Origin of the sequence: Paraburkholderia madseniana (assembly GCF_009690905.1) — a bacterium.
GTDB classification, from domain to species: Bacteria; Pseudomonadota; Gammaproteobacteria; order Burkholderiales; family Burkholderiaceae; genus Paraburkholderia; species Paraburkholderia madseniana.
This window is the reverse complement of sequence record NZ_VOSW01000023.1, coordinates 30,160-49,979: the sequence shown is the minus strand read 5'-3', so window position 1 is coordinate 49,979 and position 19,820 is coordinate 30,160. Positions and strand designations below refer to the sequence as shown.

19 protein-coding genes are annotated in these 19,820 nt (G+C 58.2%); 1 reads left to right on the top strand and 18 read right to left on the bottom strand.

All coding sequences use genetic code 11. The features are described 5' to 3' along the window. Positions 1–75: 75 nt before the first annotated feature. From FSO04_RS14215 to FSO04_RS14140, 16 genes are all read right to left on the bottom strand, one after another. The gene (locus FSO04_RS14215; RefSeq protein WP_154560287.1) at positions 76–1,107 is read right to left on the bottom strand and encodes a class I SAM-dependent methyltransferase; all 1,032 of its coding nucleotides are present in this window, start codon (positions 1,105–1,107) and stop codon (positions 76–78) included. Between the two features lie 89 nt (positions 1,108–1,196). Beyond that, positions 1,197–2,585 carry a glycosyltransferase family 4 protein gene (locus FSO04_RS14210; protein ID WP_233464848.1) on the bottom strand — a complete coding sequence of 463 codons (1,389 nt, stop codon included), beginning with the start codon at positions 2,583–2,585 and terminating at the stop codon, positions 1,197–1,199. Positions 2,586–2,643: 58 nt separating this feature from the next. Continuing rightward, positions 2,644–4,257, bottom strand: a complete 1,614-nt coding sequence (locus FSO04_RS14205; RefSeq protein WP_154560286.1) for a glycosyltransferase family 4 protein — start codon at positions 4,255–4,257, stop codon at positions 2,644–2,646. After that, the gene (locus FSO04_RS14200; protein ID WP_168435682.1) at positions 4,257–5,354 is read right to left on the bottom strand and encodes a DegT/DnrJ/EryC1/StrS family aminotransferase; all 1,098 of its coding nucleotides are present in this window, start codon (positions 5,352–5,354) and stop codon (positions 4,257–4,259) included. The genes FSO04_RS14205 and FSO04_RS14200 overlap by 1 nt, the downstream gene beginning before the upstream one ends. 191 nt (positions 5,355–5,545) lie before the next feature. Next, positions 5,546–5,956, bottom strand: a complete 411-nt coding sequence (locus tag FSO04_RS14195) for a sugar 3,4-ketoisomerase (RefSeq protein ID WP_154560285.1) — start codon at positions 5,954–5,956, stop codon at positions 5,546–5,548. Then, complete coding sequence (locus FSO04_RS14190; protein WP_168435681.1) at positions 5,943–6,917, bottom strand: GNAT family N-acetyltransferase; 975 nt, start codon at positions 6,915–6,917, stop codon at positions 5,943–5,945. The genes FSO04_RS14195 and FSO04_RS14190 overlap by 14 nt, the downstream gene beginning before the upstream one ends. Before the next feature lie 100 nt (positions 6,918–7,017). Next, positions 7,018–7,695 carry an acetyltransferase gene (locus tag FSO04_RS14185; RefSeq protein ID WP_154560284.1) on the bottom strand — a complete coding sequence of 226 codons (678 nt, stop codon included), beginning with the start codon at positions 7,693–7,695 and terminating at the stop codon, positions 7,018–7,020. Positions 7,696–7,704: 9 nt separating this feature from the next. Next, positions 7,705–8,454 (bottom strand): class I SAM-dependent methyltransferase, encoded by a 750-nt coding sequence (locus FSO04_RS14180; RefSeq protein WP_154560283.1) that lies wholly within the window; start codon positions 8,452–8,454, stop codon positions 7,705–7,707. A gap of 30 nt (positions 8,455–8,484) precedes the next feature. Continuing rightward, positions 8,485–9,837, bottom strand: coding sequence for an ABC transporter ATP-binding protein (locus tag FSO04_RS14175; protein ID WP_154560282.1), 1,353 nt, complete (start codon positions 9,835–9,837; stop codon positions 8,485–8,487). Further along, the gene (locus FSO04_RS14170; RefSeq protein ID WP_154560281.1) at positions 9,827–10,684 is read right to left on the bottom strand and encodes an ABC transporter permease; all 858 of its coding nucleotides are present in this window, start codon (positions 10,682–10,684) and stop codon (positions 9,827–9,829) included. The genes FSO04_RS14175 and FSO04_RS14170 overlap by 11 nt, the downstream gene beginning before the upstream one ends. Before the next feature lie 153 nt (positions 10,685–10,837). Next, positions 10,838–11,749 carry a glycosyltransferase family 2 protein gene (locus FSO04_RS14165; RefSeq protein WP_154560280.1) on the bottom strand — a complete coding sequence of 304 codons (912 nt, stop codon included), beginning with the start codon at positions 11,747–11,749 and terminating at the stop codon, positions 10,838–10,840. After that, positions 11,731–12,624, bottom strand: coding sequence for a dTDP-4-dehydrorhamnose reductase (gene rfbD, locus FSO04_RS14160; RefSeq protein WP_154560327.1), 894 nt, complete (start codon positions 12,622–12,624; stop codon positions 11,731–11,733). The genes FSO04_RS14165 and rfbD overlap by 19 nt, the downstream gene beginning before the upstream one ends. A gap of 7 nt (positions 12,625–12,631) precedes the next feature. Next, entirely contained in the window at positions 12,632–13,183 is a 552-nt protein-coding gene (gene rfbC, locus FSO04_RS14155; protein WP_154560279.1) for a dTDP-4-dehydrorhamnose 3,5-epimerase, read from the bottom strand. Then, positions 13,168–14,061, bottom strand: coding sequence for a glucose-1-phosphate thymidylyltransferase RfbA (gene rfbA, locus FSO04_RS14150; protein ID WP_154560326.1), 894 nt, complete (start codon positions 14,059–14,061; stop codon positions 13,168–13,170). Before rfbA ends, rfbC begins: the two co-directional genes overlap by 16 nt. 10 nt (positions 14,062–14,071) lie before the next feature. Further along, entirely contained in the window at positions 14,072–15,133 is a 1,062-nt protein-coding gene (gene rfbB, locus FSO04_RS14145) for a dTDP-glucose 4,6-dehydratase (RefSeq protein ID WP_154560278.1), read from the bottom strand. Between the two features lie 387 nt (positions 15,134–15,520). Continuing rightward, positions 15,521–16,432, bottom strand: coding sequence for a GDP-mannose 4,6-dehydratase (locus FSO04_RS14140; RefSeq protein WP_154560277.1), 912 nt, complete (start codon positions 16,430–16,432; stop codon positions 15,521–15,523). A 222-nt stretch (positions 16,433–16,654) separates the two neighbouring features. Between FSO04_RS14140 and FSO04_RS14135 the strand changes: the two genes are divergently transcribed. Then, positions 16,655–17,566 (top strand): symmetrical bis(5'-nucleosyl)-tetraphosphatase, encoded by a 912-nt coding sequence (locus tag FSO04_RS14135; RefSeq protein ID WP_154560276.1) that lies wholly within the window; start codon positions 16,655–16,657, stop codon positions 17,564–17,566. Positions 17,567–17,575: 9 nt separating this feature from the next. Here FSO04_RS14135 and FSO04_RS14130 read toward each other — a convergent pair whose 3' ends face one another. Continuing rightward, on the bottom strand, positions 17,576–18,454 hold the full coding sequence (locus FSO04_RS14130; RefSeq protein WP_154560275.1) for a lysophospholipid acyltransferase family protein: 879 nt from the start codon (positions 18,452–18,454) through the stop codon (positions 17,576–17,578). 37 nt (positions 18,455–18,491) lie between these two features. Further along, the gene (locus tag FSO04_RS14125) at positions 18,492–19,772 is read right to left on the bottom strand and encodes a dihydroorotase (protein ID WP_154560274.1); all 1,281 of its coding nucleotides are present in this window, start codon (positions 19,770–19,772) and stop codon (positions 18,492–18,494) included. Between the last annotated feature and the right edge of the window lie 48 nt (positions 19,773–19,820).

The window sequence follows — 19,820 nt, the reverse complement described above, 5'->3', positions numbered from 1 at the left end:
GCGCCGCTAACCCTCCGCCTTCCCTGATGAGCTGTTTCCCTGCCCCGCAACGCAATTTGCGTTGGCGCAGACTTGCTAAACTTTGCGGGGATTTCGGTCAATCGATTCACGAATTGCGCGCTCAAGCCACTCGGCAACGCTCGTCTTCTGCTCTGCTGCGACCTTGAGCACTACCTCCTTTAGTTCGGGAGACACTCCCTCCAGCTGCCCGTAGTATCGCGAGCGCATCGTGCCACCACGACGACCGACGTGGGGCACGTCGGGGTCGATGACCGGCCCTGAAGAACACTTTTCAAAGTCGATGAGGTAGAAGCAATTCCCGAGTACCCAGCTAAGGCTGGGGTCGACCGCTGCGTGAGGAAGCAGGTCGATCGGTGCATGATGCGCCCAAAGGTAGTTGTTTGCGATCACCATGCGCCCATATTCGGTATTGGCCAACCATGGCGCGACCCCTTCGTCACCAAACACCACGCGCCTGCCTTCTTTGGTCACGCGAGTCATCTCGTGAATGGCGCCCTTGATGTCGTCGAAAAGATTGATGCCGCCAAAATGAAAAGCTGCGTCGAAGAAGTCGTTTTCGAACGGCAAGCTGCCCGCATTGCAAACAGAAAGACTCGTGCGAGCAAGTGCGTCTCCCCCTTTCTCGGCGAGCGCCGCATGCGTAGCGACGACCATTTCGGGTGCAAGATCAGACGCATAGACTCGGCCAGTAGGGCCGACTGCATCGAGCGCAGCCAATACATCGTCGCCGTTTCCACAACCGGTGATAAGCACATGCGCGCCATCCGAAACACGCAAACGGCGAATCAAATCGTTTCGGAATTCTGTCTCGTCTACTCGGAAGGTACGGAACATCCACGAGAGAAAGTTTCGGTACACTTGGCGCGCACCTTCAAAATCGTACATCGCAAGGGAAGTCTGCCCCCCCTCTTCAAGCGTCCCGGCGTCGCGAAAATCGGGAATCGGCACATCGCTGTCGAGTCCCGAAAGGAATTGATGTATCCGCCCTGCTCCAGCGAGCCCTTCTGCCTGGATAACCAAACTCGAATGATCGTAGGGTGACACATAATTTTGTAGGGCTGCATACGCGTCAACATCGTGACTCATAGCGTAGTCTCTCAAGTAATGTAATCAGTGTTCGAATATGCGATATCGTGCCTAGTCCGAAACTCGCGACCAAGTCAGCCATTTTGGAATCACCCAGCGATCGGGACGGGCCTGACCAACGCGACGACCTCGTTGACATATCGCTCCATGTCGAAGCAGTCGGCGAGGTGCATCGAGAGCTGCGAGGCCACTTGCGATCTTAGGTCGGCAGAAAGAAGCAATCGGCTCGCTTTCTCAGCCATATCCTCGACGTCGAGGTAGTCCGCAATACATAGGTCTTTCAAACCAGCGCGCTCCAGAAACGACACAATTCCCGTCGTCTTGTCGAAGCAAAGCAAAGGCTTGTTGAAGAACATGGCATCGATTGCGACATTCGGCAAGGGATCAAGCCTTGAGCTCAGCAGGAAAAGATCCGACAACTCGTATGCCGTTTCGATTTCGGTCGTCTCATCGATGATCTCAACAGATCCGGTCAAACCGGCGCGCATGATCTGGTCTTCCAAGTACACCGAATATGCGGCATCCTTTCTTGGCTCATAGCCCTGACCGATCCAGACGAACCGGCATTGATCCTCGCCGACCTTCGATAAGATCTGACGTGCGCACTGCAAGAACAGGTCGACGCCCTTGCGATAGTTCACCGAACCGGCACCGAGTACCACATATTTCCTCGAATGCTCAACGTCAGGCCGCAAGATTGAACGCAGCCTTTGCTGTTCCATTAGCGCGGGCTCATCCTTAACGCGCTTGCCCGGGATGCTGGAACGCCCCTGAGGCAAGACGTGAATCTTCTCCGGCCTGTAGTCGTCGACGAAGCGAACCGCATCCTTGTAAGTGATTTCCGAGGAAAAGACGACTTGTTGCGGAACCGTCATCATGGTCTTGAAAAGCGATGGCGGATCGGGATAACAGGACGCGAATTCGTGAATCAGGCTCACTGTGGGAATCCCGGCTTTCCCCAGCGGCTCGACGACCAACTGCGACTCGATGCTATTTACGATGGCAAAAGCGGGCTTGAAGCAGCGCACCAGGCTCTCGACAACGTGCTCGGCATGCATGCCGCTGAAGCGCGCATAATGTGCCGGCACATAGGAAATAGCGAGTTCCTCAAACAGTGCCTCGAGCATGCCCGGCCCAAGCGAAAGCACGACCACGTTCATGGAGCGGGACAACACCTCCGCCATGTTATAGACGAGAACGGGCGCGCCCGTCAGCGAACACTCGTGAGTCACAAGCAAAACAGTTTCGCGTGCGGGATCGAACGCCTTGTTCTCGGCATATTTGAGCGGCGGGAATCGGTAGATTCTTTTTTCAGCACGGCCGTGATCGATATAGTGCTGAATGGGATCGACACCCGCGTCGCGAACATCGACATTCAGCTTCAAGTAAGCGTCCGGGTCGAAGTCCGACGGCGCCTCTATTCGCTGAGCACCAATCGTTTGACTATCTTTTTTAAATAGACTCTTGAATATTTTCACCTGGTTCACACCAAAACAAAATGTAACGGATTTGAGAATGACACAATCTGGAGCAATTTTATTTTTTGAGCATTACTGCGATTCGATTCCTGGCTTTCCATTTCCATGACAGCCGAACGAATTCGTCCCGAAGTTGGCGAGAAATGGCCTCCTGCTCTAGAAGGGATGTTTCTGCCTTCTCTTTTTCGCGCATCAGCTGCTCAATAACCGCTTGTTGCTTCCCGATCGTCTCGATATGCTCTTCATACCCTGCAAGAAGTTTCTTCCATTCGCTGAATATTCTGTTCTTTTCAGATTCGAGCTTCGCCATCGCCAGCTCCCGCTGCTGCCTGGCATCCAGGTAGTTTTGCAGAGAGTTCCCATGGTAGGTACGCAAAGGCGGAACCTCAGGTGCCTCATTCGCCCCCTTGGCAAAAGCTTTTAAGAAAGCTTCCTTCGAGTAGTAATACTCGAAATGACTCAGCGCGAATTCGCCGTGTTGTTTCAGTAACGGCTCGTTCCATTGCTCGAAAATACGAATAAGCTCCTCGTATCTTCTCCACGTGTAACTATCAGGATAGGTGAGTTCGCATCCACCATGAAACCGGGAGCGGTATGACTCATGCGTGACGACGGGAACGCCGACAGACATCGCTTCAATCAATGCTTTTCCACCACCAAGAGGGAACGAGCTGACATACACATCCACCGAATATTCAATCAGCGCCCTCGACAGCGAAGGAACCCACTCGATGTGGATAAAGCGATCACGACTCACATTCTCGGCATCGAGTGTCTCGTAGATTTTTTGCAGAAACGCTTCGGGCAGCTCCCCGATGTGCACGTGGTAACCGTGCGAGGCATTCAGGATGCAAGCCACCGCGCGTTCATAGGATACAGCGTACGATCCCGACTCGAACTTCGACGCTCGCCCGCATGAACAGCTCGTCAAGGCTCCGCGCTCCAAGAATCTCGTCTTGCGCTCTGACGGTCTGACAGCACTGAGTGGCCAATAACGCTGTTGGACCACTCCGATCTCGTTCCTGCACAGTTCATACGACATGTTGTGCAGATCGACATGCTGAAATGCTTCGCACGTCACACCGAGCGACAAATGATGGTCGCCGTGGTGGATATAGTATCGGTTGATGGCGCCTGGAAAGTGGGCCGCCACGATGGATACGACGTCCTGATTGTGACCCAACGTCAAAATGGTCGAGGGATTCCATTCGCCAAGTTTCGCGGCCAGTGCATCCAGTTTGCTTTCGAGCCCCGTGGCGGTCGCGATAAACACTTCACAGCCGAGCAGGGCCTCCCACTCATGGATCGTGGCGTGATCAATGCGGTTGAACACATCTGTCAAGGCGACACGCACCGGGCCCTCGAACAGTTGGAGGGCCAAATAGTCCTTGATCAGTTCGGCATGCCCACCGGCTCTGACCAGTTCAGATGCCAGAATGACGGTGCCTCGCCCCTCGCTCACACGCTCATAGTGATTGCTATAGTAGGCGTCCGCGAGCATGCGACACAAGGTATCGAGCTCACGACTCGCGAAAACGACTGCGATGGACTCCGGGTCGTTGATGACGTGTTCAACAAACAACTTGATGCGTACCATCGCATCGCCATATTGCGACTGGGAAATACATTTCACGACGGATTCTTGCAATCGGTCGAGATCAAGATCTTGCATTACTCGAAATCCGCGATGATTTCACAAACATACGCTGCCTGCTCGAGCGTCATATGAGGGCCGATCGGCAGACTGAGCTCCGTCACGGCCATTGCTTCGGCAATGGGAAAGGCACCCTTTTCGAACCCGAGGAACCGGTATGCCTGCTGCAAATGAGGAGGAATGGGGTAATGGATCAGCGTCTCGATACCAGCCTCCTTCAGCCTTGCCTGCAACGCATCGCGTCGCTGCGAAAAGACGGGAAACAGATGCCACGAAGATGTGCAATCCGGATGCGGAATAGGCACTCGCACATTCGCGTTTTGCAGGTGGCGCTGATAGAACTCGGCAATTTCTGCGCGACGCTTGTTCCAGTCCTCCAAATACGGCAGCTTGACGGCAAGCGCCGCGGCGTGGATGGGATCGAGCCGGCTATTCACCCCACACAACTCGTTGACGTATTTCACTTTGGAACCATAGTTCGCAATGGTCCTGATCCGCTCAGCGAGTTCAGCGTCGTTAGTCGTCACGCCGCCCGCATCGCCGAATGCGCCAAGATTCTTACCAGGATAGAAGCTCCACGTCACGGCGTCGCCGTGGCCGCCAATTAGTTCGCCGCGGTAGCGGGCACCGTGTGCCTGAGCGCCATCTTCAAGGACGCTAACGCCCGTGCGGCGAGCCAGGTCCAGGATCGGCCCCATTTGCGCCGGCTGCCCGTACAGATGCACGGGCAGAATGACCTTGGTCTTGCTGGTCATAGCCTGCTCGATAAGTTGCGGATCGATATTAAGGGTGTCCGCGTCGGGTTCGACAGGCACAGGACGCGCACCGCACTGCGAAACAGCCAGCCAAGTCGCAATATAGGTATTGGAAGGAACGATGACTTCATCCCCTTCAGACACCCCCATCGCCATCAGGGTGATACGCAGGGCATCAAGACCGTTGCCGACGCCGATCGCAGACCGGGTACCCGTGTACTCGGCAAACGATTTCTCGAATCGCGCGACCTCTTCTCCGAAGATATACCAGCCGGAATCGAGAGCTCGGGCAATGGCCTGATCGAGGTCGGGCTTAAGCTCTAGATAGGCGCTGCGAACATCAAGAAATGGCACTTTCACAATTGTGTTCCTTACTCTCGAATAAAATCGCCTCAGCCGGAAGTTCCGCATCAGATAGCGATTGGCGATGCAAAAACCGATGCCAGCACATCGCTTGAACGACACATCGGCCCTACCGACTGCGAGCGATCTCCGCCTTTGCCAAGGGACCGTGGGCTGAATCGTCTACCGCCCTTGGCTCGCAGGAAAACTCAACGAGAACGGATGGCAGCAAGATATTCGTCGTAATCCCGATAATAGTCAGACTCGTTGAACTCCATTGACGCCAGGACTAGGCACACCGATCCGGGGTCGAAATTCATCTCGGCCGCCCAGATCATGGGTGGGATATGCAACCCTTGCCACGGACGATTCAGGTGAACCATCTTCTTTTCCGCCCCGTCATCGAGCGCAACATCGAAACTGCCAGACAGGCAGATTAGCAACTGGTGCAATTGCTTGTGCGCATGCGCGCCACGAGCCGCCCCGGTCGGAATGTCGTACAAGTAGAAAATTCGCTTGATGTGGAAGGGGACATGACGGCCACCTTCAAGGAAAGTCAAATTCCCCCGCGGATCTGCGATCTTGGGGAAATTAAGAATCTTGCAATCAGAGACCGACATTCTGAGCACCTAATAAATCGACATCGTAATACTCGTGCACGGCGCCCCCACCTCCGTACTCATGCTTGTACTGGTAGAGGTTTTCATTCAGAACCGTGCCCTGACACTCGTTGCTCGTACCGAAGTCGAAATACCGGACTCCGGCCACTGTTGCCTCGGCAATGGCGTGATCGAACACTGCATCAAGCGCAGACACAGAATAAGCAGCCTCGCTCGCCGCAATATATTGCGCGTGCCATGCCGTGCGCGTTTTAAACACCACGACCCCTGCCACGACATGTCCACCGATTGTGGCGCAAAACAGCTCGATCATCCCGGGAAAAAGCCCGACTAACCGCTCCATTTCTTCCGCACTGTGAACGGGAGCCGCGTTGTGCTTGCGAGCCAGGTTATCCGTCAGCACTCGCCACAATGGCCGCACCTGCTCCGCGCCTGCCTGAACCAGAACCGACTTCAGCGCTTTTTTAAGCCCGCGCCTGCGGCGCTCGGACGGCTTGGCGCGATCGTGCAGCTCGATCGTGCACGACAAGTCGCAGCGCGACCGCTGTGCGCCAATCCGGAACAAGGCATAAAGATCGTCCTGCGCCGGCCGAATCTGGTACACATGGGGAACCACCTTGTACCTCAGCCGTTCGTATCCACCCGCCCGATAATGCTTCAGTAGTTGCCCCAATGCCTCGATCATCTTGGCACCGCACAGGGCGCCGTCATGGACAATGCCACCGTAGGTAATACCAGGATGGCTAACGACCATCGAGCGATCAACGGGAGACACAGCGGCAGGAAACACGCCGACGATTACGTCTGCCTGCATGAGCACGGCAGAGGCATCCGTAAAGCGGTCGCCATGGTATGCGAGGAATCGGCGCGTGTGCAGAAACGTGCTATTGACCGCGTTCGTACAGAACGTATCCCACGCTTCCGTCAGCGACGGTTTATAGCAATTCACGTCGATGGTCACGAGATCAACCCCGCGTCGCACGAACCCCGTTTGCCAAAATGACTGGCGCTACAAAGTTTGCGTCCATGGAGTCCACAGAGTAAGTCCACGTCATTGCACCTTATGTCTTTACCTTGAAAAATCGTCGCGCGGATACCTTCGCTGCATCCGGCTGCTCACCCTTGAAAATGCAATCAGGATCCGTGTCCTTAAGGATATTGACTCCGACGCCAAGCCAATTGTCGGCACCGACGACGACATTGTTGGCAAGTGCGGAATTCACGCCGATGAATGTGTTCCTCCCGACCGTGCAGAATCCAGAGATCACCGCATGCGAGGAAATAAAGCAATTGTCCTCGACCACCGAATGATGACCAATGTGATTCCCGCTCCAAAGCACCACGTTGTTGCCAATCTTGACGAACGGCTGGATCGTGTTGTCTTCAAAAACAAAACAGTGTTCGCCGAGGACCACATTAGGCCACACGAATGCTCGACTACTCACGTAACTGGCTGGTCGGTACCCTTTTGTCTTTGCCATATCGTAAAAGCGAGTCCTCAGTCGGTTGAGCTGAGAATAGACGAGCGCCGCGTAGAACTCGACCTCTGCTGGATCGAAGAAACTTTCGACCTCCTCAAACGGCACGACAGGCAAGCCAAACAACTGATCGCGCCCAAGGAATGCCGAGTCGACGGAGAATCCAACGACTTCATATTCCGAGTCATGCGTGAAGCACTCGTAAGCGACCTCCGCGAAGGCACTGTCGCCGAGAATGACCAGCTTTTTCGTCTTCGTCATGTCGTGCTCTCAAGGTCTGACAATGAGGATGTCCTCGCGCCGGTTAGCCATCGGAAGCGCCGGATCCTGGGGCAACACATAGGCATCGAACCCTTGGGCGCGCGCCCGCTGGACGAGCGACATCACGACGGCATCGTCGATCTGATCGTGCTCGACCTTATTGAGTTCGACGACGGGCGCCTCATCCGTCTTCATGTAATCCTTGTGGAATCGCACCCCCGTTTCACTGAGAAAAAAACGCTTGCGCTTCGAGATGTTGGGTATGTCACCGATCAGCATCTGCCCGCCGGGCGCCAGCAACGACAGCGATGCGTCAAGAAAGCGGAAGAAGCTGGCATCGACGAAGACGTAGTGCAGCACGCTGTAGCACAAGATCACGTCGACCTTGCCAGCCTGCTCCGCAATCCAGTCCCGGCATTGCGGATACATCGCGTGCACCTTTTCAATGAAGGGTGCGTCTTCGAGGAGGTTCAACATTTCCTGACTGTCGATCAGCGTCAAGGGATGACCTTTCGCCGCGCACAGATCAATCAGCATCCTGGGCAAGTCGCTGCAGCCCGGACCGATATCGACAACTTTGCGGCCGTCCGTCTTCAGGTTGGTCAGCTTTGCACAAATGTCTTCGAAGATAGCCGCTTCGTAGCCTTGACGATATGAGTCAGGAAACCCGATGCGCTCATATTTGGACATCGACTCGTCCTGCGCGAAGCGCCGAAAATCATCGAAGCCAATATGTTCAAACGGATTGGGTGACGCCATGCTCATTCCTTTACCAATGATACGTTCGCTTTACGCTGCAATGCCCGCGCTAAGTTCCTTGATTTCGAACGCGACATCCTGCCAGACCATAGCCGGGAAGATATTCTTAGCATTCGAGCCAAAGGTGCTTTGAAATACTCGCGCGTTTTCCAGCACGTCGAGATATTGATGAACCTTGTTCTGCTGAACAATGTTCTCGACTCCGACATTGACGGTATATCCACCTTGAGCCAGCGTATTGACGCCGGCGATATCAATGCAATAGGTCTTGCCCGCTTCGAACGACGGCATATCGACGTGGGGAAAGTTGGAATTCATGGCCCCAACGATCTGATTCCCCTTGAAGTCGCGCAGGGAATATCCGATGGCCGGACGTTCAATATTGGTGTTCGCCCTGACAATCACTCTAAGCTTGTACGGCTCGTGCAATTCAAGCAATTCCGTTCTGCATCCGTGCTGATCCATCAGCGTGACGTCCAAAATGGTAGCTCGACCGTCTCCGTAGCGGCTGTGACCGTCGAGGAACGCCACCGATTCTTGCGGGGTGGCATCCTGAACGAAGTCCTCTTCGACTTGAGGCTCGGCCTCAACAACTTTGCCTCTCGAAATCCGATTGATCTCAAGATTCATCTCGCCGACGTAAGCCCCGACCACTTCTTTAGGATCCCCATACGCCACCGTCCGCCCCTGCCTCAGCCACAGCACCTTGCTACAGATATTGCGCACGCTGCTCATATCGTGGCTCACGAACAATACCGTCGTGCCACGGTCCATCAGCTCGCGAAGCCGGACCATACACTTAGCCTGGAATGCAAGATCGCCGACGGCCAGTGCCTCGTCGACGATCAAAATGCTCGGATCCATGCTCGCGGCGATCGCGAATGCAACACGCACGTACATGCCTGACGAATACATCTTGACAGGCTGATCGATGAACATGCCGACGTCCGCGAATGCCACGATGTCGTCATACCGCGCTTCGATTTCCTGCTTGCTGAGCCCAAGCAGCGTCCCATTCATGAAAATGTTTTCGCGCCCAGTGAACTCCGGGTTGAAACCGGCGCCCAGTTCAAGCAAGGCGGCCACGCGGCCGTTCACTTCGACATGGCCCTGCGTCGGGCTTAAGGTGCCGCAAATCATCTGCAGCAGTGTGGATTTGCCACTACCGTTGCGACCGATGATTCCGACCGTCTCGCCCCTCTTCACTTCGAAGGACACATCGTTGAGTGCCCAAAACTCGCTGAAGTAGTGCTTTGGCTGAGCCCCGACCAGCCTCTGAACGCGCGGCATCACGAACTGCTTCAGCCGGTCACGCGGCGTTTCGTAGATCTGATAGCGTTTGGCGAGATGATGGACGCCGATGGCGATATCGTCAGAGGACATCGGCGAACCCCTTTCTTGTCTTCTGAAACCACGCATAGCCCGCCCACGCAACGATACACGCTGCAATCAGGTAGAGCGCAAGCCCCAGCCAGTTAGGCATCTTCCCCCAAACCAGTACATCGCGCGACTGCTCGATGATGAACGTCAGGGGGTTGGCCATGATGAACGGCTGAAAGCGCGGCGGGACCGAGGTCACGGGATAAAACACGGGCGAAAGAAACATGAGGACCGTGGTCAGCAGTGAAATGGTTTGCCCCACGTCGCGTAAGAAAACGCCGAGCGAAGCAAGAATCCACGCCAAGCCCAACGTGACAATAACCAGCGGGAGTAGCACGAGTGGAAAGAACACCACCGTCCACGCGAGGCCGCCGTTGAAAATGAGGATTGCGCATAGCAGCACTGCCACACTGACGCAACCGTGGAACAGCGCCGCACCCATTGCGGAAACCGGAAGCACTTCAATCGGAAACACGACTTTTTTCACGAAGTTGACGTTCGCGACGACGAGCGAGGGCGCGCGGTTAATCACCTCTGAAAACAGGTTCAGCACGATTAGCCCGACAAACAGCAGCACAGCAAATTCGGTCTTGCTCTGCACAGCGCCGGCACCGCCCCAACGAGCCTTGAACACCTCGGAAAACACGAAGGTATAGACCGTCAGCATGAACAACGGCTGGACAAAAGACCATGCCAGTCCCATTGCGGAACCTTTATAGCGGCCAAGCACCTCCCGCCGCGTCATCTGCGCGATAAGCTGGCGGTTGCGCCACAGCCCTGCAACTAAGGAAACAGGCCCGCAAGGTATCGCCGCGTGAGGGTCAACCGTCCGGGTCGTCGGCACGTTCATGCGTAACACTCCAATGTAAACTCCTTCAATGCGTGACGGACGGTGCAACGCGAGCGCTTTGCCCGCACCGTCCATCATGCTCGCCTTGTCATAAAGTCGCCCAGCACGCCGAACGCGAGCAACGTCGCAAGCGAATGGCCAGGCGTCGTAAAGTCAGTGGCGTCCCAGCCGACCAGCCCAGCCGTCTCGCAGGCCTCGCAAGGCCATCATGATGTGCTGCGAGCGCTGGCCGGGGAAGAACGAATAGACCACAAGCCTAACGGGAAGCTTGACCAGCTCCGTGGTTTTCCAGCTCCACGGCACGTATGACCGCTTGAGCAGAGCGATGACATTGCGAAACTGGTAATAGTGACGCAACGGCCCATGCATCGGATACAGGCGTCCAAAAATGCGCACGGGCTCTGCGCCAAGTTCGTGCCGCATACGTATCCACGGTAGCCCCAGAATGCGGTAACCCTTCTGCTTTGCCCGTACACACCACTCCAGATCGACGAAATCAATAAAAAGCGCCTCTTCCATCGACCCCACATCGGACCAGTAGCGCAGATTGATACAGGAGCCAGATGTAATCAGAAAATCGACATCGATTGGCTCGTTGCCTTCAGGCGCCAGCCGTTCGAGCTTCCAGTGACGAAATCTCACGAACGGTGCGACGCCACCGAGACGCGGGTCATCGTACGCAGGCCCGACAAGCGCAACCCGCTCGCCCGATTCGTTAGACCTAGCGATTTCCGCAGGAAGATCCGAAAGCAGCGTGGCCGATGGATCACTGTCCTGGTCAAACAAAAGCGCCATCTGGGCGCCTGCACGCCTCAGCGCCTCGATTCCCTGATTCAGCGCAGTTGCAATGCCAGCGTTCTCGCCGTTCGGCAAATACTCGACTGCTTCCGACAGCCCAAGACTGGCAGCCGAGCGAATGGCGGGGGTATTGTCGACAACGACGCAGCGCATCTTCGACGCGAGCCGATTAGCTCGCTCGATGCACGCTTCGTCCGGATTGAAAAAAACGACTACCGCACCGGCACGGGGCGCAGTCGGCGCCTGGCTCAAGGTGCCGCCATGCATAGCTGCAATGCTTCACGCCAGTCGGGGGCACGCACACCGAATGCAGCGGCAAGCTTGTCATTCGACAAAGACGAATTAGCAGGCCGACTTGCCGGCGTCGGGTAGGCGGACGCCGGAACGGACTTTACGACCGGCTTGCTGTTCAGCGCAGAAAACTTGAAGATCTCTTCTGCAAAGCCATGCCACGACGTGACGCCCGTGGACGTCAAATTATAGATGCCTGAGTGCTCGCGCCACCAAGCCTCCTCATTCGACGCAATCGACTGGCTCAGCACATGTGCCGTAGACGTTGCAATCGTATTCGACCAGGTAGGCGCGCCGAATTGATTCGCGACGACGCTCAACTCCTCCCGTTCCGAGCCGAGCCGCAACATTGTCAGAAGGAAATTCTTTCCGCGCATGCCGTACACCCAACTCGTGCGAAAGATGAGGTACTCACCTCCGACGGCGGCAATCGCCTGCTCACCGGCAAGCTTGCTACGTCCGTACACGTTGATGGGATTGACGACGTCGCTTTCGACATAAGCGCCGTCTTTCGTACCATCGAATACATAGTCCGTCGAATAGTGCACGAGCGGAGCGCCAAGACGCTTCGCTTCCTCGGCGAGCACTGCGGGCGCTTCGGCGTTGAGCCGCATTGCAGTGTCGACATCTGTCTCCGCCTTATCGACAGCCGTATAGGCAGCCGGGTTCACGATCAGTGAGGGCTTCAATTCCCTCACCACGCGGCGAACCTGATCTAAGTCGGCGAGGTCAAGTTCACTGCGACGAGGCGCGATGACTTTGCCGAGACCCTGAAGGCTGCGAGCCAATTCGAATCCGACCTGGCCGTTTACGCCTGTCAGCAAAATTGTCCGTTGCTCAAACGCCGTCATATCATCCTCACGCAAAGCGTTCTGCTTCGCTCAACCGCTTTCCGGCCGCGTCTTTCGCAGCCAACACTGGCTCGAAATCGATCGGCCACTCGATGCCGATTTCAGGATCGTTCCACACGATGCTACGCTCGTGCTCCGGATACCAGTAGTCGGTGGTCTTGTAGAGGAACTGGGCCGTTTCCGACAATACCACGAAGCCGTGAGCAAACCCAGGTGGGATCCAAAGCTGCCGGTGGCTGTGGCCGGACAGCACCACGCCTTCCCACTTGCCGAAATTCGGCGAGCTCTCGCGTACGTCGACCGCGACGTCAAACACTTCGCCCTCGACCACGCGCACGAGCTTCCCCTGCGCATGCTGGATCTGGTAGTGCAGCCCACGCAGCACGCCCCTCGCGGAACGCGAATGATTGTCCTGCACGAACTCGACACCCGGCTCGACCTTCTCAGCAAACTCCCGCGCGTTGAAACTTTCGAGGAAAAAGCCCCTTGCATCGCCGAACACCTTCGGCTCGATGATCTTGACTTCAGGCAACGCCGTAGCGGTTACTTGGATGGCCATGCAACTTGATCCGTAAGAAGGTTTTGCAGATACTGCCCGTAGGCGTTCTTCGCGAGCGGCTTGGCCAGCGCAAGCAATTGCTCACCGTCGATCCATGCCTGCCGGTAAGCAATCTCTTCCGGACACGCGACCACCAGACCCTGACGCTTTTGCAACGTCGCAATGAACGTCGCCGCTTCGATCAACGAATCGTGCGTGCCCGTATCGAGCCACGCATAACCACGGCCCATGATCTCGACATTGAGCGCGGCGTTGGCCAGATAACGCGAGTTGACGTCGGTGATTTCGAGCTCGCCACGCGGCGACGGCTTGATGTCCGCCGCGATATCGCAGACCTGCTTGTCGTAGAAGTACAAGCCGGTAACCGCGTAGTGCGAGCGCGGCTTGGCCGGCTTCTCTTCGATCGACAACGCGCGGAACTGCTTGTCGAATTCGACGACGCCATACCGCTCCGGATCGTGCACGTGATACGCGAAGACGGTAGCGCCTTCGTCTTTCTCGTTCGCACGCTCCAGTTGCTTCGCGAGATCGTGACCGTAGAAGATGTTGTCGCCGAGAATCAGCGCCGACGGATCGTTGCCCACAAAGTCGCGGCCGATGATGAACGCCTGCGCGAGACCGTCCGGCGAAGGCTGAACCGCGTACTGAATGTTCATGCCCCACTGGCTGCCGTCGCCGAGCATGGCTTCGAAACGCGGCGTATCCTGCGGCGTGGAGATGATCAGCACATCGCGAATACCCGCCACCATCAGCGTGGACAGCGGGTAGTAGATCATCGGTTTGTCGTAGACCGGCAGCAACTGCTTGGAGACGACATGCGTGATCGGATACAGGCGCGTGCCCGATCCGCCCGCGAGAATAATGCCTTTGCGCGCCATTGCCGTGCCCTTACGCGCGCTGCGCGTAGTTGGTCTCAACCCACTTCCGATACTCACCCGAAGCGACTTCGTCAGACCACGCCTGATTGTCCAGATACCACTGAACCGTCTTGGCGAGGCCGGTCTCGAACGTCTCAGCCGGCTTCCAGCCCAGTTCGCGCTCGAGCTTGCGGGCGTCGATCGCATAACGGCGGTCGTGGCCGGGACGATCCTTCACATAGGTGATCTGGTCGCGGTACGAGGCGCCTGCCTTCGGACGCAACTGATCGAGCAGGTCGCACAGCGTATGCACGACGTCGAGGTTCTTCTTTTCGTTCCAGCCGCCAATGTTGTACGTCTCGCCCGGCGTGCCGCGCGCGAGTACTTCGCGGATCGCGCTGCAATGGTCGCCGACATACAACCAGTCGCGTACGTTCTGACCGTCACCGTACACCGGCAGCGCCTTGCCGCTGAGCGCATTGGCGATCATCAACGGAATCAGCTTTTCAGGGAACTGGTACGGGCCGTAGTTGTTCGAGCAGTTCGTGGTGAGCACCGGCAGACCATACGTATGATGGTAGGCGCGCACCAGATGGTCGGAACCTGCCTTGGTGGCCGAATAAGGGCTATTCGGCGCGTACGGCGTGGTCTCGGAAAATTGCGGATCGGTAGCGGACAACGAACCGAACACTTCGTCGGTCGAGACATGCAGGAAACGGAACGCGGCCTTGTCGGCCTCGCCAAGCGTATTCCAGTACTGACGGGTGGCTTCGAGCAGCGTGAAGGTGCCGACCACGTTGGTCTGCACGAAATCAGCCGGGCCGTGAATCGAGCGATCCACGTGGCTTTCAGCGGCAAAGTGCAGCACGGCACGCGGCTTGTGCTCGGCAAAGAGCGCATCCATCGCCGCACGATCGCAGATATCGGCCCGCACGAACACATGCCGGGGATTGGCCTGTTGCGACTTGAGCGTACCCAGATTGCCGGCGTAGGTCAGTTTGTCTACGTTCAGCACCGATTCGTCCGACGCATCGAGCCAGTCGAGCACGAAATTGGCGCCGATAAAGCCGGCACCGCCCGTTACCAGGATCATGAATTTCCCTTCTAGATGTTGGCGGCGGATCGGAATCGATTCACCGATCTACGCACCCCGCGTGGTGGAGTCCGAGTTTTTGTCAACGCCCGGCGCCGCCCCTCGCACAGCGGGCAGGCGCTCAAACGCCAATCTTATAAAGCCCTGATTATAAAGCCGCCCGGGGCAAAAACTAGAACCCTAACAACTTGAAACAGCTTGACAAGTTCGGTTTCCGCTGACTACCGAGGGATAGTTTGACGGCGAGCGCCGCCTCCAGAGGGCACCGGCGCAAGGGGGCTGAACCGGCCGGCCACATAAGCGGGGTAGCGACGTTGCGGTGTCGGCCGAGCGGACCTACTACACAAGATAACGGCAGATGCCCGCAGATACCGCCGGTTGCGCCTATTAAGCCGCCAACATCCACCGCAACGTATCCATAAACGGAATCGCCTCAACCTTCGGCACCAGCGAGCGCAGCTTGGCCGGCGACCCAGCCAGCATCTTCACGTCCGTTTGTCGCACGAAAGCAGGATTGACCTGAACCTCGAGCTCATGCCCGGTCAGCTCACTCGCCGCCGACAGAATTTCCCGCAGCGTGTACGGCGTGCCGGTACAGACATTGACCGTTTCAGCAGCGGCCTCCGAGTCAAGCAAAGCCTCATAAGCGTTCGCCACGTAACGCACGTCCGAAAAATCACGCGCCACATCGATATTGCCGAGCTCAATCGCAGGCTCGCGCCGCGCGAAATGCTCGACGATCTTCGGCACGAGGAAGTTCGATGTCTGCCCGCGGCCCGTGTAGTTGAACGGCCGCACGATCAAGATGGGCAGCCGGTCGAACCAGGTCCGCACCATCGTTTCCATGGCCGCCTTGCTGGCGGCGTAGTGATTCACTGGCGTGACGGGGAAGGTCTCGTCGATGGCGTCGCTGGTGACATTGCCGTAAACATTCGCGCTGCTCGCGATCAACAGCTTGCGGGGCGTATGGCCGACAGCCGCACAGGCCTCCAGCAGATTCAGCGTGCCGATCACGTTGACGCGGTAAAAGTCGAGCGGATCGTTATGGCCCACGAAGCTGATCGCCGCCAGATGCACGATGTAGTCGGGCCGCGCGGTTTCGATCACGCGCCGGCAGGCGTCGGGCGACGTAATGTCGAGTCTGAGGCGCGTCGGCGTTTCGGGCTCGTTGCGCCCGGCCACTGTTTCGATCACGGTCTGGCCGCGGCCGAGCAGATTGTCGACCAGATAGCGGCCCGTGAAGCCACTCGCCCCGGTGACGAGTGTGCGGATAGGTTGATTCGCATGAAAAGACGACATGCTTTCTCCGTTCACGAGGGTGATCCTGTTGTGGTGCAATATCGCGCGCGGCCCTTGCGGTGCGCCTGACGCCCCGGGAATGCCACTTGCTGGCCGCTCCCGACGGCGCTTGCCACGATATCCGTGCATCAAACGGGCTATTATGTCACGCTAATTTGCTGCACCGCCCAACGCGGCACGCCTTGTTCGTAACCGCGTGTATCGAACTGTACCGACTTCTTGATGACATCCTCCACCGCTTCCACCGTCGCTTCTCCTGCCGCGTTTAGTGCCGGATCTAGTGCCGTTCCGCAGCCGCACCTGCTACCACTCGCTTTCGGCGACCTGCAAGGCTGCCGAAAGCCGTTCCAGCAACTGCTGGCCAAAGCCGCGCCGCCCGAAGGCACGCCGCTGTGGTTCGCGGGCGACCTGATCAACCGCGGCTCCGAATCGCTCGCCACGCTGCGCGACATCATCGCGCTGGGAGACCGTGCGGTGCCGGTGCTGGGTAACCATGACCTGCATCTGCTGTCGGTGTCGGCGGGGATTCGCAAATCGAAGAAAGGCGACACGATCGACGACATTCTCGCCGCACCGGATGCCGCCGATCTGCTCGACTGGGTCCGCCATCGTCCGATCGCGCATTTCGATAACGGCATGCTGATGGTGCATGCGGGCGTGTTACCGCAATGGGATGCCGCCCTGACGATGGAACTCGCCGACGAATTGCAGCGGGCGCTGCGCGCGCCGAACTGGAAGGAAACGCTCGCGGGACTCTACGGCAACGAGCCGAATCGCTGGACGCCCGGCGTCAAGGGTATCGAGCGGCTGCGCCTGACGTGCAGCGCATTGACGCGCATCCGCTTCTGCAATGCCGAAGGCGCGATGGATTTCAGCAGCAGCGCAGGTCTGAATTCCGCGCCGCCGGGCAACATGCCGTGGTTCGACGTGCCGTCGCGCAAGACCGCGGACATCACGGTGGTGTTCGGCCATTGGGCCGCGCTCGGCTTGACCTTGCGCGACAACCTGATCGGGCTGGATTCCGGCTGCGTCTGGGGTGAGAAACTCTCGGCCGTGCGCCTTGCGCAGAATCCCGCGGAGCGCACGCTGACCCAGGTCGACTGCGAGGCGTGCGGCACGCCAGGCGGCAACTAAGCCGCCCCGTTAAGCCGACCGGCCGGACTGATCGACGGGTTCGATCAGCGCCGACGAAGCGTTGGAAGCGTCAGAGGCGTTGTGCGTGTAGGGCGCGTTGTACGGGTCGGCCGATGAAATCGACGCCGCGATGGCAGCACCGGACCTCGTCATGCCGCCCTGCATCTCCCGCAACGCCGCTGCAATCACCCCTTCCGCTTCCGCCGCCAGCGTGCGCCGATCCGCACCCGGCGCGAGCGGCGCGCCGACATACACGTGCGCGGTCAACGGCCCGCCGCTCAACAGCATGTTCAGCGAATCAGCCAACGTCAGATCGTCGATATACGCCGGCGCGGTGGACTGCCGGCCCTGCGCATCTTCATACATGATGCACAGCGGCTGCACCGGCGCCGAGGCCGACACGGCGGCCTGGAACATATTCGCGTGAAACGGCAGTAGCGCCAGACCGTTCGTCGTCGTCCCTTCAGGAAACACGCACATCAGCTCACCCGCGCCCAGGCGGTCGGCCAGCTCATGCATGATCCGCTTCGCATCGCTGCGCTTCTCGCGCTGGATGAACACCGTGCCCAGTTGCTGCGCCAGCCAGCCGACCACCGGCCACTGCCGGATCTCGGCCTTCGAGACGAACGGCGTAGGCCGCCACGCATTGATCACGTAGATGTCGATCCACGAGATGTGATTGGCGACCACCAGCGCGCCGCGGTCGAGCCGCGCGCTGTCGTTATGCACGACGAGCCGCATGCCGCATAGACGCAGCATTTTCAGCGACCATTCGCGGTTGAGCGTCTGCCGCCCATCCGCACCGGCCTTGGAAAAGCGCGTCCCAACGATCCACATGCCGTGCAGCAGATGGGCGACGAGACGGGCCTTGCGTAACGCGAGCTTCATTGTCTGAGCTTTCCGTAACTGGGCGATGCCGCGAATATTAGCGCTGTTCGAACGCGACGTGACCGGACACGATGGTCGTCCGCACGCGCGCCGGCAGTTCATAGCCGAGGAACGGCGTGTTGTGTCCCTGGCTCTTCAATGCACGCGGCTCGACGCGCCAGTACGCGTTGCGGTCGAACACGCAAAGATCGGCGACGGCGCCCACGGCGATGCGGCCAGCCGCCTCCAGCTTCAGCACGTCGGCCGGCGCCGTGGTGATGCGGTTCAGCGCCTTGGCCAACGGCACGCCCGCTTCGTCGGCCCATTTGACTGTTAGCGACAGGAACAGCTCCAAGCCTGTCGCGCCCGGCGTGGCTTCGGCGAACGGCAGCAGCTTTTCGTCGTCGTCGACCGGCGTGTGGTCGGAGCAGATCGCGTCGATCGTACCGTCGACGAGGCCCGCGCGGATCGCTTCGCGATCACGCTGCTGGCGCAGCGGCGGATCGAGCCGGAATTGCGCGTCGAAGTAGCCGATATCGTGGTCGATCAGATGCACATGGTTCACGGTAACGTCGCACGAAACCGGCAAGCCCTCGGCCTTGGCCGCGCGCATCAGCGCAATGCCTGCCGCCGACGACACATGCGACAGATGCACCCGTGCGCCGGTCACGCGGACCAGTTCGAAGATCGTGTGCAGCGCGATCGTCTCAGCCGACACCGGTACGCCAGACAAACCGAGCCGCGACGCCAGCGCGCCGCTCGCGGCCACGCCGCCCTTGCCGAGATAGGCATCGACCGGACGCAACCACACGGTGTAGCCGTAGGTCTTCGCGTACTGCAACGCACGCATCAGGACCTGCGTGTCGACCACCGGCACATCGGCCTGCGAAAAACCGATACAGCCCGCTTCGGTCAGCTCGACCATCTCGGTGATGACCTGGCCTTTCAGGCCGACGGTCAATGCGCCGAGCGGATACACATGCGCCTGGTCCAGATTGCGCGCGCGGAACTTGAGCATCTCGACGAGGCCCGGTTCATCGAGCGTCGGATCGGTGTCCGGCGGACACACGAGACTCGTCACGCCGCCCGCGAGCGCCGCGGCCATTTCGGATTCGAGCGTCGCTTTGTGTTCGTAGCCCGGTTCGCGCAAGCGCGCGGACAGGTCGACGAGGCCCGGCACGATATGCAGGCCTTTAGCGTCGATCGTCTTCGCTGCGTTGAAATCAGCAGGCGCGTTGCCGATGGCGACGATCTTGCCCGCTGCGATAAAAATGTCCTGCTGCTGTTCGGTGCCCGCTGCCGGATCGATCAGCGTGCCGCCTTGAATGTGAATCTTCATGCGCTGCCTTAATGTTTAGCCAAGCGTTCAGCTAAGTTCTGCGTGTCT